At 49.1% G+C, this 13,201-nt stretch carries 13 protein-coding genes, 1 tRNA gene and 1 other RNA gene; 13 read left to right on the top strand and 2 right to left on the bottom strand.

Features of this window, described 5'->3' with window-relative positions:
• Nucleotides 1-5 precede the first annotated feature (5 nt).
• The 11 genes from BLV22_RS10965 (at nucleotide 6) to BLV22_RS10915 (ending at nucleotide 7,485) form a co-directional block, all read left to right on the top strand.
• Entirely contained in the window at nucleotides 6-1,058 is a 1,053-nt protein-coding gene (locus BLV22_RS10965) for an ABC transporter ATP-binding protein (protein WP_091615148.1), read from the top strand.
• Between the two features lie 2 nt (nucleotides 1,059-1,060).
• Complete coding sequence (locus BLV22_RS10960; RefSeq protein ID WP_091615615.1) at nucleotides 1,061-1,993, top strand: ABC transporter ATP-binding protein; 933 nt, start codon at nucleotides 1,061-1,063, stop codon at nucleotides 1,991-1,993.
• 126 nt (nucleotides 1,994-2,119) lie between these two features.
• A tRNA-Ser gene (locus BLV22_RS10955) sits at nucleotides 2,120-2,212 on the top strand.
• Nucleotides 2,213-2,295: 83 nt separating this feature from the next.
• Entirely contained in the window at nucleotides 2,296-2,781 is a 486-nt protein-coding gene (tadA, locus tag BLV22_RS10950) for a tRNA adenosine(34) deaminase TadA (protein ID WP_091615145.1), read from the top strand.
• An 86-nt stretch (nucleotides 2,782-2,867) separates the two neighbouring features.
• Complete coding sequence (locus BLV22_RS10945) at nucleotides 2,868-3,038, top strand: YycC family protein (RefSeq protein ID WP_091615142.1); 171 nt, start codon at nucleotides 2,868-2,870, stop codon at nucleotides 3,036-3,038.
• Nucleotides 3,039-3,125: 87 nt separating this feature from the next.
• An RNA gene (gene ffs / locus BLV22_RS10940) (signal recognition particle sRNA large type) lies at nucleotides 3,126-3,391 on the top strand.
• A gap of 152 nt (nucleotides 3,392-3,543) precedes the next feature.
• Nucleotides 3,544-5,295, top strand: a complete 1,752-nt coding sequence (gene dnaX, locus BLV22_RS10935) for a DNA polymerase III subunit gamma/tau (RefSeq protein WP_091615141.1) — start codon at nucleotides 3,544-3,546, stop codon at nucleotides 5,293-5,295.
• Nucleotides 5,296-5,313: 18 nt separating this feature from the next.
• Nucleotides 5,314-5,625 carry a YbaB/EbfC family nucleoid-associated protein gene (locus BLV22_RS10930; RefSeq protein ID WP_022792923.1) on the top strand — a complete coding sequence of 104 codons (312 nt, stop codon included), beginning with the start codon at nucleotides 5,314-5,316 and terminating at the stop codon, nucleotides 5,623-5,625.
• An 11-nt stretch (nucleotides 5,626-5,636) separates the two neighbouring features.
• Nucleotides 5,637-6,233 (top strand): recombination mediator RecR, encoded by a 597-nt coding sequence (gene recR / locus BLV22_RS10925; protein ID WP_091615138.1) that lies wholly within the window; start codon nucleotides 5,637-5,639, stop codon nucleotides 6,231-6,233.
• Nucleotides 6,234-6,243: 10 nt separating this feature from the next.
• Nucleotides 6,244-6,474, top strand: coding sequence for a YaaL family protein (locus tag BLV22_RS10920; RefSeq protein WP_091615136.1), 231 nt, complete (start codon nucleotides 6,244-6,246; stop codon nucleotides 6,472-6,474).
• Between the two features lie 168 nt (nucleotides 6,475-6,642).
• Nucleotides 6,643-7,485, top strand: a complete 843-nt coding sequence (locus BLV22_RS10915) for an aldo/keto reductase (RefSeq protein WP_091615134.1) — start codon at nucleotides 6,643-6,645, stop codon at nucleotides 7,483-7,485.
• A gap of 72 nt (nucleotides 7,486-7,557) precedes the next feature.
• Here BLV22_RS10915 and gbsB read toward each other — a convergent pair whose 3' ends face one another.
• Nucleotides 7,558-8,766 carry a choline dehydrogenase gene (gbsB, locus tag BLV22_RS10910; protein WP_091615132.1) on the bottom strand — a complete coding sequence of 403 codons (1,209 nt, stop codon included), beginning with the start codon at nucleotides 8,764-8,766 and terminating at the stop codon, nucleotides 7,558-7,560.
• A 132-nt stretch (nucleotides 8,767-8,898) separates the two neighbouring features.
• Nucleotides 8,899-10,365 carry a betaine-aldehyde dehydrogenase gene (betB, locus tag BLV22_RS10905; protein ID WP_091615129.1) on the bottom strand — a complete coding sequence of 489 codons (1,467 nt, stop codon included), beginning with the start codon at nucleotides 10,363-10,365 and terminating at the stop codon, nucleotides 8,899-8,901.
• 346 nt (nucleotides 10,366-10,711) lie between these two features.
• On the opposite strand from betB, the gene cudC reads away from it, so the two are divergent.
• Both cudC and BLV22_RS10895 read left to right on the top strand, forming a co-directional pair.
• The gene (cudC, locus tag BLV22_RS10900) at nucleotides 10,712-11,278 is read left to right on the top strand and encodes a choline uptake/conversion transcriptional regulator CudC (RefSeq protein ID WP_091615126.1); all 567 of its coding nucleotides are present in this window, start codon (nucleotides 10,712-10,714) and stop codon (nucleotides 11,276-11,278) included.
• 72 nt (nucleotides 11,279-11,350) lie between these two features.
• Nucleotides 11,351-12,988 carry a high affinity choline transporter 1 gene (locus BLV22_RS10895; RefSeq protein ID WP_425433808.1) on the top strand — a complete coding sequence of 546 codons (1,638 nt, stop codon included), beginning with the start codon at nucleotides 11,351-11,353 and terminating at the stop codon, nucleotides 12,986-12,988.
• Nucleotides 12,989-13,201 lie beyond the last annotated feature (213 nt).

Here is a 13,201-nt window from a genome sequence, read left to right as displayed (position 1 = left end):
CGAACATGAGTAATGAAACCATTTTAGAAGTGAAAAATTTAAGTGTTTCCTTTAAAACTGCCAACGGTGAAGTTCAGGCGGTAAGAGACATTAGTTTTTCAGTCGGAAAAGGGGAGACCCTGGCGATCGTAGGCGAGTCCGGATCGGGCAAATCGGTAACGACAAAGGCGCTGATGGGACTGCTTCCGGCACCGAAGGGGTATATTAAAAACGGCAATATTCTATATGGGGATGAGGATTTTGCCAAGCTGAGCGATAAGCAGATGACCAAATACCGCGGTAAGGATTTTGCGATGATTTTCCAGGATCCCATGACCTCCCTGAATCCGACGATGAAGGTAGGAACGCAGGTGATGGAAGGGCTGCGGATGCACCGCGGAATGAACAAAGAGGAAGCGAAAACAGAAGCGGTACGGCTTCTGGAGCTGGTCCGGATTCCGGACGCGAAGGCAAGAATGGATCAGTATCCGCACCAGTTTTCCGGCGGTATGCGCCAGCGGGTGGTCATTGCCATTGCTCTTGCCTGCGACCCGAAGGTATTGATCGCGGACGAGCCGACAACAGCGCTCGACGTAACAATTCAGGCGCAGATTCTCGATATTATGAAAGATATTCAGGAAGAGTTTGAAACCTCGATCATTTTCATTACGCACGACCTGGGTGTTGTTGCAAATGTGGCGGACCGGGTGGCAGTCATGTACGCTGGTAAAATTGTAGAAATCGGCGCTGTCGATGAACTTTTCTATAATCCCAAGCACCCTTATACATGGGGGCTGCTCGGCTCCATGCCGACAGTGGATCAGCGCGAGGAAGAATTATTTGCCATCCCGGGAACGCCTCCGGATCTGCTTCATCCGCCCAAAGGGGATGCTTTTGCTCCCCGGAACCGGTACGCATTAAAAATTGATTACGAAGAGCAGCCGCCGATGTTTCAGGTCTCTGAGACGCATTACGCAGCGACATGGCTGCTGCACGAAAATTCACCGGACGTACAACCACCCGCCTCAGTACAGCAGCGCATTGAGGAGATGGACGGGAAATGGGAGGCAGGACAGTAAATATGAGCGATGAGAAATTATTGGAAATCAAAAATCTGAGCCAGCACTTCAAAACAGGCAGAAAGAGTGTCGTGCGGGCAGTCGATGGCTTGAATTTTGATATATACAAAGGGGAAACGTTCGGCCTTGTAGGAGAATCGGGCTGCGGAAAGTCAACGACCGGGCGCTCGATTATCCGTCTGTATGAAGCGACGAGCGGCGAGGTTTTGTTCAAGGGAGAAAATGTTCAGGGGAAAAAATCCAAGACGGAGCTGAAAAAGTTTAACCGCCAGATGCAGATGATTTTCCAGGATCCGTATTCCTCGCTGAACCCGCGGATGAAGGTCATTGATATTATCGCGGAAGGCATTGACATTCACGGCCTTGCAAACGATAAAGAGGAGCGGCGCCAGCGTGTGTATGAGCTGCTCGAAACGGTGGGGCTGAGCAGGGAGCATGCAGAGCGCTATCCACACGAATTCAGCGGGGGCCAGCGCCAGCGGATCGGGATTGCACGGGCGCTTGCTGTGAAGCCGGAATTTATCATTGCCGATGAACCTATTTCGGCTCTCGATGTGTCGATTCAGGCACAGGTCGTCAACTTAATGAAAAAGCTTCAGCGGGAAGAGGATTTAACGTACTTGTTTATTGCCCACGACCTGTCCATGGTAAAATATATCAGCGACCGTATTGGTGTCATGTATTTCGGCCGGCTGGTGGAGCTTGCTTCGAGTGAAGAGCTGTACAGAAATCCGCTGCATCCGTATACGAAATCACTTCTGTCCGCTATTCCGCAGCCGGATCCGGTACACGAGCGCACAAGACGCCGTCTTGCTTATAACCCGGAAGATCATGACCAGAGCGAAGAGCCTGAGTTCCGGGAAGTAACAAAAGATCACTACGTGCTGTGCACAAGTAAAGAATTTGAAGAGATGCAGCAGCAGGCGCCGGTATAATTTATATTTTCCCGTTCCGTAAGTCTTTGAGGGACGGGGAAATTTTCTTTCTGTATGGGTTGATCAACGGTTGGGCCTGTGCTATGATTATCGTTGTCAGTCACCAAGCTACATATTTTTCAGCACGGAGGAGTACCCAAGTCTGGCTGAAGGGAGCGGTCTTGAAAACCGCCAGGGGCTTTGCGGCCCGCGGGGGTTCGAATCCCTCCTCCTCCGCCATTAATTTACCAGTGAGAACTGCCCCAGACGGCAGTTTTTTTTAACGCCACTATCCGTTACGAGTGAAAAGAGGGCAGACGGTAATGGATCTACATACATATTGGATGCAGGAAGCCATCCGCGAAGCAGAGCAGGCAGAAGCAGCAGGAGAAGTGCCGATCGGCGCGGTCATTGTTTATCAAAATGAAGTGATCGGACGGGGGCGGAACAGGCGGGAGGAAGATCAGCAGGCGTCCGCTCATGCTGAGATGATTGCCATTCAGGAAGCCTGTACGTTTTTAAACAGCTGGCGGCTTGAAGAATGTACGCTTTACGTTACGCTTGAACCTTGTCCGATGTGCGCAGGGGCTATTGTGCAGTCCCGGGTGCCTTCCGTCGTTTTTGGAGCGTATGACCCAAAGGCAGGCTGCGCCGGGACACTGATGAACCTGCTTCAGGAGGAGCGCTTTAATCACCGCTGTGACGTCATCCCCGAAGTTGAAAGCGCGGCCTGTGCAAACCTTCTCACGTCATTTTTCCGGCGAATGAGAGAGAAGAAAAAGAATAATAAGAAAGAAAACGGGGAATAGCTCTACAGTCGTTTAATTCTATTTGGAATATAGAAGCAGTTCGTGCTATATTTAACAAAATTATTGAATAAACAGGGGGTTTTCCAGTGCGTTCAAATCAATTTACCGTGGAAACGGCGCAGAAGCTGTCTGAAAAGCTGAATGTCCCGGCTGAGCAGATTATGCATACACCGCCTCATCTGATTAAAGAAAAAATTGCCGAGTGGGAAGAAAAAGAAGTCGGTAAAAGCGGCTATAAATCTATGTCTGCCGATTGAACCTCATCGGTTGCATATTACCGAAAAAATAGATATACTTATTAATGCGCTTCGATAAGAAGTGCCTAAATATAGTGAACCCATTTGCCGTGCTAAGTGGGGAGGTAGCGGTGCCCTGTACTTGCAATCCGCTATAGCAAGACCGAATCCCTTTCCGAGGCTTTATTTTTGTAGGGTCTGCCCTGCGTAAGTGGTGTTGACGTCCAGGTTCTGCGCAACGGAAACCCGCGAACCCTGTCAGGTCCGGAAGGAAGCAGCAGTAAGCGGACTCTTCCGTGTGCCGCAGAGCTGCCTGGACCGAGCAAACTGCGCAGGTAACGCTTATGAAAATATTGTCGAAGAAAGGTGCACGGCTCTATAAACATATCAGCTAAACGATTCCGTCTCAGGGATCGTTTTATTTTTATATTCGAATGCTTCCTCAGGTCGTTTGAGTTTTGAAAATACCTTTATAAATAGGTATAATGAATAGAGGAAGAAACGGAAAAGAAGGGGGGGAACATGGTTGGGCCATCAAGCTTTATACCGGATGTGGCGGCCGCAGCTGCTTGAAGACGTAGTCGGCCAGGAACATATTACAAAAACGCTTCAAAATGCCCTCGTGCAGGAAAAATTCTCCCATGCTTACTTATTCAGCGGCCCAAGAGGAACAGGAAAAACGAGTGCCGCTAAGATCTTCGCCAAAGCGATTAACTGCGTGCAGGCTCCAACAGCTGAACCATGTAACGAGTGTGACGCCTGCAGAGGGATCATGGACGGCTCAGTCGTTGACGTGATAGAGATTGACGCAGCCTCCAATAACGGTGTGGATGAAATTCGTTATATTCGCGAAAACGTGATTGCCGCTCCAAGGGACATCCGTTATAAAGTGTATATTATCGATGAGGTGCACATGCTGTCGACCGGGGCTTTCAATGCGCTGCTGAAAACATTGGAAGAGCCTCCGAAGCATGCTGTTTTTATTTTGGCGACGACGGAGCCGCACAAAATTCCGCTTACAATTGTTTCCCGCTGTCAGCGGTTTGATTTTAAGCGTATCCAGCCGGAGACGCTGGTCGAACGCATGAAATATATACTCGATGAGCAGCAGGACTCGGCGGAGGAACAGGCACTCTACCTGATTGCCCGGGCGGCGGAGGGTGGAATGAGAGATGCGCTCAGCCTGCTTGACCAGGCAATGTCATTTGCTGAAGAAGCGGTACAGGCAGAAGACGTCCTGGCTATCACCGGCGCCGTTTCGCAGCAGTTTTTGACAGATACTGTGCGGGCATTGAAGGAGCAGAATACAGCCGAAGCGGTACAGGCAGCCGACCGCCTGGTAAAGGAAGGCAAAGACCCGGTTCGTTTTATGGAAGACATCATCTACTATCTCCGGGATATGCTGCTGCACCAGGCGGCTCCGGGGATGCAGGAGCTGCTGGACCGGGCTACACTCGATCAGGAGTTTGAAGCCCTGTCTTCTGATGTCCCGGCAGAATGGATTTACCAGATGATTGATCAGTTAAATAAAATTCACCAGGATATGCGCTGGTCGAGCCATCCTAAAATCTTTCTGGAGGTGGCGTTGATTCAGTCCTGCCATACCTCTGCCGGCAGAACTGCCCCGGCGGCAGAAAGCAGTATTTCGGATGATAGAAATGCGCGTCTCGAAAACCGTATTGCGTCACTTGAAAAAGCGTTGAAAGAAAAACCGGCGCCGCCGGCAGCTCCGGTTCAGGAAGCGCCGGCAGCCGAAGAGCCGAAGCCGGAGCCGGCCAAGCGTGCTTCCAAAAAAGGAGCTTCTTCTTCTCCGTCGCAGGGTAAAGTCAAAGAGATCTTAAAAACAGCGACGAAGCAGGATCTGCAGGGTCTGGCGAGCCAATGGGACAGCGTGATGAATGCGATGCGGTCGAGAAGCGTGCCCGGACATGCCTGGCTGAACAACTCCAAACCAGTAATTGTGAATGAGACAGCCGTGCTTTTGGCCTTTAAAAACGAAATGCACCGCAACATGATTGAAACAAAGTTCCGGGAGGAAGTTATCGACGCCCTTCGGGAAATCACAGGAAAAGAATTGGAGCCATACACGATCCTTTCGAATGAATGGGAGAGGATCAAGGAAGAGTATAAGCAGACTCAGCAGGAAAATGGAACGGAAGAAGCAGAGAGCGAAGAGTCCGAAGCTCCGGAAGATTCGCAGGAAGCGCCGCCGGATCCGTTGGTGGAAGAAGCAGTGAAGCGCTTTGGCTCTGAATTTGTCGAAGTCGTGGATCACTAATATGAGGAGGAATTAATAATGAAAAACCAGGCAAATATGATGAAGCAGATGCAGAAAATGCAGAAGGACATGCAGAAAGCTCAGGAAGAATTGAAGGAAAAATCAGTAGAAGCAACAGCCGGCGGCGGAGCTGTAAAAGTAGTGGCTTCCGGGGACAAACAGATTTTAGACATTGAAATTGACGAAGACGTAGTCGATCCGGATGATGTTGAAATGCTTCAGGACCTCATGCTTGCAGCAATGAATGAAGCACTGAAAAAAGTGGATGAGCTTGTTGAGCAGGATATGGGGAAATTTACTAAAGGAATGAACATTCCCGGAATGTTCTAGGAGGAGATCAGGTGCAGTATCCGACACCTATTTCGCAATTAATCGACAGTTTTATGAAGCTGCCCGGCATCGGCCCGAAAACAGCCGGCCGGCTGGCTTTTTATGTATTAGATATGAAAGAAGACGATGTTCTCGAATTTGCCAAAGCGCTTGTTAATGCAAAACGGGAGCTTACGTATTGTTCGGTCTGCCACCACATTACTGATACGGATCCATGCTATATCTGTCAGGATAAGCAGCGCGACCGCTCTATCGTGTGCGTCGTGCAGGACGTCAAAGACGTTATAGCGATGGAAAAAATGCGGGAATTTTCAGGGCTGTACCACGTGCTGCACGGGGCGATTTCCCCCATGGACGGCGTGGGGCCCGAGGACATTAACGTGCCGGATCTGTTAACCCGGCTGCAGGACGAACAGATTCAGGAAGTGATCATTGCGACGAACCCGACTATTGAGGGAGAAGCTACAGCTATGTATATTTCGAAGCTGCTGAAGCCGACCGGTATGAAGGTGACAAGAATTGCTCATGGTCTCCCAATCGGCGGGGATCTGGAATACGCTGATGAAGTAACATTATCAAAAGCCATTGAAGGACGTCGCGAGCTGTAAGGGGATCTGTATGCCACTGAAAAAAAAGCTGAAAAAACAGGAGCTCGAACGGCTGAAGGACCATATCTACGCTGCGAAGGAAAAAATGGAGCAGTACCAGCAGCTGTTGAATAAAAGCGTGGAGCCGTCGGAAGAACTTACGATCCAGTTCAAAATTCATCAGGCCAAATATGTTTTTTTACTCAAAGAAGCAAGGCATCAGAGGTATGAAGTAAAAACAAGCCCGTTTATTCGGAATTAATACAAAAAAGCCGCTTTAGGCTTCTGGTACATCCGGAGCCTGAAGCGGCTTTTTATATCTTGGTATTTCTGTCTTTACTCAGGTTAATAAACACCTCAAAAGGGGAAGAGAACTACCGAACAAAAGCATGACCATATTTTGAGCTTTCAGGGAAAGGATGAGTCATTGATGAATAATTCAATTCCGGAAATCCGCCTGCATGACGGCCTGACACTTCCAGTCATTGGTTTTGGGACGGCGGCGGTGATTGGGAACGAAGGGGCAAGTGCTGTGGACCGTGCGATTCATGCAGGCTACCGACTGATCGACACGGCGTACAACTATGAGAATGAGGGCACAGTCGGAGAAGCCGTGCGGCGCAGCTCTGTCCCGAGGCAGGAGCTCCGGATTACGTCCAAGCTTCCGGGACGCTATCATAAATATGACAAGGCTGTCCCGGCAATACAGGAATCGCTGTACCGCGCAGGGCTGGATTACTATGACCTGTATTTGATTCATTGGCCCAACCCAAAGCAGGGACATTACGTTGAAGCATGGCAGGCGCTGATTGAGGCCCAAAAATGGGGACTGGTCCGCTCCATCGGGGTATGCAACTTTTTACCGGAACACCTGGAGCATCTTGAAAAAGAGACAGGCGTGAAGCCGAGCATCAATCAAATTGAACTGCACCCGTATTTTAACCAGGAAGAATCAAGAAAATGGCACGAAAAGCATGATATTCAAACCGAATCCTGGAGTCCGCTGGCAAAGGCGAGCGATGTACTGCAGGACGAGACGCTTCGTAAAATAGCAAATAATCACAATAAAACGGTGTCTCAGATTATTCTCCGCTGGCATTATCAGCTGGGCACGATCCCGATACCGAAATCGATGTCGCCCCGCCGGCAGATTGAAAACCTTTCGATCTTTTCCTTTGCGCTCGACGAACGGGAAATGGAGATGCTTGCCTCCTTGAATCATCCGGACGGACGCATAAATGATCAGGACCCGGCGGTATATGAAGAGTTTTAAACCTGAGCTGTATAATATAAAAAAAGCCGGAAAGAGGCAGCTCCTCTTTCCGGCTTTTGCGTAAGGATAAAATTAAACGGTTTTTGGCACCTGATGGAAGCAGCGCTTGTAGATCCACTCGTAGTCGGATACTTTCAAGTCGCGAGGGTTGCCCTCTGTCTGCGGGTCGTTCATTGCTTCTTTGGCAAGACGCTCTGTCATGTCAGGATTTACGCCCTGCTCTTCAAGAGAAGGAATATCGAGCTCTTCCGCGAGATCATACATATACTGTACAGAAGCTTTAGCTGCTTCTTCGGTGCTCATGCGTGCCGTGTCGATGCCAAATGCCTGGGCGACACGTGCAAAACGCTCTGGTGCACCTTTCCAGTTGTATTCCATTACCGGTCCCATCATAGCTGCCACGCACTGGCCATGTGCTACTGGAATGATACCGCCAAGCGTCTGGCTCATGGCGTGCGCAGCGCCGGCAGATTCACTGCCGTAGGAAAGGCCTGCAAGCATAGCTGCCTGGGCCATGCCGTAGCGAGCTTCAAGGTCTTCACCGTCGGCATAGGCGCGGCGGATATATTTTGCAGCGTACTCAATCGCAAGAAGGGCTACTGCGTCTGTGACAGGCTGGGCGAATTTCATTGTATAGCATTCAACCGCGTGAGCGATCGCATCAATACCGGTCATTGCAGTTACATGCGGAGGCATGGATACGTGAAGCTCCGGATCGATGATGGTTACGTATGCCGGGATGAGCGGGCCGCCGGTGTTGAATTTAAATTCGCGGTCTTCGTCTGTGATTACCGCCCACTGGGTTACTTCAGAGCCGGTTCCTGCCGTTGTTGGTACGGTGATGAATGGAGGAATGCGGTGCTCCAGGGGCTTTTTGCCTTCGGCAGCTTCATAATCGAGAATCGAGCCTTCGTGGGTAGCCTCAACACCGATGGCCTTTGCAGTATCCATCGAGCTTCCGCCGCCGACAGCGACCAGGCCGTTGCAGTTTTCTGCTGTGTAAAATTTGGATCCTTCTTCAATCAGGCGTACGGGAGGGTTCGGCTCTACTTTATTGAAGAGCACAACCTCTACACCGGAAGCTTCAAGGTTTTCGATAACAGGCTTTGTTACGCCTGCATTGTGGATGCCCGGGTCTGTGACGAGTAATACTTTGTCAGAGCCGAGAGCTTTGATTTCTTCACCGATATGTTTGATGGCACCGATGCCGTGTTTGATTGCTGTTGGTACTTCAAATGTGTGATAGCTTAACATGCTTTCGACTTTCATATTCATGCTCATGAGAAAATCCTCCTTAAAATACTTCATAATATAGAAATAGTTGGGGTTTGGTGCAAATTATTTATGGGGTTTGTGTCTATAAGAAGGCGTCAACCGGTGTAACCGGAGGACGCCGTATTTTTTGCTGGTTGTTTAGAAAAAGTTCAGAGCTTCCGGATTAGTGTTACGGAAGATGTGTTTTGTTTCGGTGTACTCTTCCATGCCGACTTTACCAAGTTCACGGCCAATGCCGGACTGCTTGTAGCCGCCCCACGGTGCCTGGGCAAAGTAAGGGTGGAAGTCGTTGATCCAGACCGTACCAAGACGGAGACCGGAGGCCACTCGCTCTGCTTTGCTGATGTCTGTTGTAAACGTAGCGCCGGCAAGACCGTAAACGGTGTCGTTCGCTTTTTCCACGGCTTCTTCTTCAGAAGTGAAGGTTTCCACGGTGAGTACCGGGCCGAAGATTTCTTCCTGCACGATTCTCATGTCCGAGCGGCAGTCAGTAAAGATCGTCGGCAGAAGGAAGAATCCTTTTTGGAGCGTTTTGTCGTCCGGACGTCCGCCGCCGACAGCAACTGTTGCCCCTTCCTGTTTACCAATTTCTATATAATTTTCGACCTTGCTCAGGTGCTCCGCGGAAATGAGCGGTCCCATCTGTGTTTCTTCATCCTGGCCGCTGCCGAGACGAATGTTTTTCACCCGGTCGACGATCGCTTTGACGAAATCGTCATGGATGGATTCTTCCACCAGCAGTCGTGCTCCGGCAGAACAAACCTGCCCGGCGTGGAAGAAAGCGGCATTTAAGGCCTGGTCCACGGCAAGATCGAAATCGGCATCGGCGAAAACAATGTTAGGGTTTTTACCGCCAAGCTCAAGTGCGATTTTTTTCATATTGGAGGTGGCGGACTGCATGATTTTACGGCCGGTTTCAATACCGCCTGTAAAGGAAATCAGGTCCACGTCCACGCTTTCGGAAAGCTCCGCACCTACGTCAGTGCCTTTCCCGAGAACCAGGTTGGCAACGCCTGCCGGAAGACCGGCTTCTTCCATCAACTGGAATACCTTGACGGTCGTAAGCGGCGTAATCTCACTTGGTTTTACGATGATGGTGTTTCCAGTCGCAATAGCCGGTGCGATCTTCCATGCTGCCTGCAGCAGGGGATAGTTCCAAGGAGTGATTTGGCCGCACACGCCGACAGGCTCGCGGACGATTTTGCTGTCCGAGTCCGGAAGCGGGGAAGCAATGTATTCGCCGCCGTCTTTATCAGCAAGGCCGGCAAAGTAATGGAACACTCCGGCGATATCATCCATATCGGCACGGCTTTCTCCCATTGTTTTACCAGTATCGAGCGTTTCGAGTTCTGCGAGTTCTTCTTTATCCCGCTCAATAAGCTGGGCAACCTTTAATACGTAAGCTCCGCGCTCTGAAGCGGGCGTAGCGGCCCATGGTCCTTTATCAAATGCACGGCGGGCAGCCTGTACTGCTTTTACAGCGTCCTCGCGGGAGCCTTCCGCTGCCTGCGTAATAACGCTTTGGTCAAGCGGATTAATGATGTCCCGGGTTTCGCCGTTAGCAGCGTCCACCCACTCGCCGTCGATGTACATGCGAATATCCATATGTGTGTGCCTCCTATTCGTTAACTTTGTTAAAAAATTATTTAACGTTTTGAACAACTTAAATCTAACAGCTTTCGAACATCTTGTCAAAGACCTGCCGTGTAATTTTTTGATAATGAAGGAAGAGACCGCCCTTAAATAAATAAATTTAAAAAAGATTTACAGGCTTCTCTCGCGCGCGTGCGAATATACCCGAAAGCTTTTTATTTCCCGGGGAATAAACATAAAGTTCGCAGGCTAATATTTTTGATTAGGGATTTGACAAGAAATTTTTATACGTTAAGATTAGAGACTGTGAAGAAAATATTTAACAAATTGAATTTTTTTAATAGAAAAGGAGGGGCCCATGACTGATTCTCATCACCAGGATGAATGGAGGGAGTCACTCGAAAGCGCCAAAGACATTATAATTGATTCCCTTGCAGAGACCATGGATTTGTACGGTGTAACAAGAAGTGTTGGTACTTTGTATGGGACAATGTATGTTGAAGGCGATATGACGCTGGATGAAATGAGAGAAAAACTCGGAATGAGTAAACCGAGTATGAGCACTGGTGTACGGAAGCTGCAGGAGTTCAACGTCGTAAAGAAAACGCACCGGCGCGGAAAGCGAAAGCAGACCTACGTAGCCGAAAAGGATTTCTTCCGTTTTTTCACCAACTTCTTTACCCAGCAGTGGGAGAGGGAAGTACGGACGAATTTGAGCGCTATCGAAAGCGCCTGGAAACAATTAGACATGCTGATTCAGTCGGAAGAAGCAGAAGAGTCAATAAAAGAAGAAGCCCGGGAGATTCAGCGAATTCTCAGCCAGTCGATTAAGTACTACAAATGGCTGGGTCGTCTCGTAGAGTCTATTGAAACGGGAGAGCTGTTTAAATATATTCCGGTTGAAGAGGATGATAAAGAGAGATAACAGCCATACTTTATCTCTCTGTGAAACGTTTTCGCAATATTTAGAATTTTATTAAAACTTGAGGTGTTGCTTGTGATAGAGAAAAATTTAAACTTACTGAAGAGTCTGGGATTCGTCCTTCTGGTAGCAGCGGTCATGATTTACATAATTGCTACTGGTGACGAAGTCATGTGGAGCGGCTTTATTGCCATGCTTGTTTTCTACGCTTTGATGTACTATGTCGGTGCCTATTTTGCCGCTAAAAAGTCTGATTCTCTCGACGACATGATGGTGGCCAAACGGAGCCTCCCGCTTGTGATCATGATTTTCACCATGGCTGCCACCTGGGTAGGCGGCGGTTATATTAACGGGACCGCAGAATCAACATACGTTGACGGCCTTGTGTGGGCCCAGGCACCGTGGGGTTATGCCCTTAGTCTTATTATTGGCGGTATTTTTTATGCGAGAAAAATGCGCCGCTATGAATTTAAAACCATTATTGATCCGCTCGAGCAGCGGTTTGGCAAGAAAATGGGCGGTCTGCTGTATCTTCCGGCGCTCCTGGGTGAAATGTTTTGGAGCGGCGCGATTCTGACAGCGCTTGGGACTACATTCGGTACTATTTTAGGGATCGATTTTACGACGTCGATTGTCATTTCAGCCATTATTGCGATCGCCTACACCGTATTTGGCGGTATGTGGGCGGTTGCCTATACAGACCTTTTACAGATGATTCTGCTTTTGGGCGGTTTGTTTCTTGTGCTGCCGTTTGCCTTTGGCAACACCGGCAGCCTGAGCGTAAACTGGAACGATTATCAGGCGGATCTTGGCACCTATGCGAACCTTTTTCCACCGCTTGACGGGTGGAACCATCCCGAATGGGGCAGCTATTTCTGGAACTGGTGGGATTATGCCTTTCTATTGATTTTCGGCGGCATTGCCTGGCAGGTATATTTCCAGCGCGTGCTTTCTGCTAAAAATGAAAAAACAGCTATGTGGTTTTCGATCATTGCCGGCGTAGTATGTATTATTGCGGCTGTCCCTGCTGTTCTTATTGGTATGATTGGCTACAACGTTGACTGGGCGTCCTTTGGTACTTCAGCACCGGAAACAGCGGCTATGGTACTGCCGGAGGTGCTTCAGCATCTGACGCCGGGATGGGTAGCGGCTATCGGCCTCGGGGCTCTTGCAGCAGCCGTAATGTCTTCCATGGACTCCTCAATTCTGTCTGCATCCTCGATGGCGTCATGGAATATATACCGCCCGCTGGTTCGTCCGAAAGCCTCCCACGATGAACTGAAAAAAGTGATCAAGACCTCGATCGTGATCATCGGGGCGGCGTCGACGTTGATTGCTTTAAACGTTGGAAGTGTATATACACTGTGGTACCTTGCATCAGATTTGATTTTCTGTATTTTGTTCCCGCAGCTGACGATGGCCTTGTTTTATAAAAATGCGAATGTGTACGGTTCGCTTACAGCATTTGTTGTATCTGTCTTTTTACGCCTTGGCGGCGGGGAGCCCGCGATCGGCCTGCCGGTCTTTCTTCCGTACCCGATGATCGAAGACGGGATTGTACTTTTCCCTTTCCGTACGGTGATCGTGATTATCGCGTTTATTCTCATATTTGTTGTTTCTGAAGCTACGAAGAAAAAGGCTGTTCCGAAGCCGCTTCTTATGCCGCATGAGCGGAATGACAATGAAGCTTTAGAAAAACAGCCATCTAAATAAAATCAAAAAAAGAGCCTGGAAGCAGCAATGCTTTCAGGCTTTTTGGCGTACAGCGCCGCATATAAAAAGAAAAACAGCTTCTACAGCTGTATACTGAAACTTAGGAAGTTTTCGGGAAGGTCAACATACCTAACGACGTTCAGTGCATTTATAGTAACATATTTCCTTCATTTGTCTATTAAACACAAAAAAGAATATCTATAATTAATGCTG

It is taken from the genome of Marinococcus luteus, assembly GCF_900106595.1.
Lineage (GTDB): Bacteria > Bacillota > Bacilli > Bacillales > Marinococcaceae > Marinococcus > Marinococcus luteus.
This window is presented reverse-complemented; position numbering and strand designations above follow the sequence as displayed.

Coding starts and splice junctions, on each gene's coding strand:
- BLV22_RS10965 (WP_091615148.1), top strand. CDS start 6: ATGAGTAATGAAACCATTTTAGAAGTGAAAAATTTAAGTGTTTCCTTT.
- BLV22_RS10960 (WP_091615615.1), top strand. CDS start 1,061: ATGAGCGATGAGAAATTATTGGAAATCAAAAATCTGAGCCAGCACTTC.
- tadA (WP_091615145.1), top strand. CDS start 2,296: ATGGATCTACATACATATTGGATGCAGGAAGCCATCCGCGAAGCAGAG.
- BLV22_RS10930 (WP_022792923.1), top strand. CDS start 5,314: ATGAAAAACCAGGCAAATATGATGAAGCAGATGCAGAAAATGCAGAAG.
- BLV22_RS10920 (WP_091615136.1), top strand. CDS start 6,244: ATGCCACTGAAAAAAAAGCTGAAAAAACAGGAGCTCGAACGGCTGAAG.
- BLV22_RS10915 (WP_091615134.1), top strand. CDS start 6,643: ATGAATAATTCAATTCCGGAAATCCGCCTGCATGACGGCCTGACACTT.
- gbsB (WP_091615132.1), bottom strand. CDS start 8,766: ATGAGCATGAATATGAAAGTCGAAAGCATGTTAAGCTATCACACATTT.
- betB (WP_091615129.1), bottom strand. CDS start 10,365: ATGGATATTCGCATGTACATCGACGGCGAGTGGGTGGACGCTGCTAAC.
- cudC (WP_091615126.1), top strand. CDS start 10,712: ATGACTGATTCTCATCACCAGGATGAATGGAGGGAGTCACTCGAAAGC.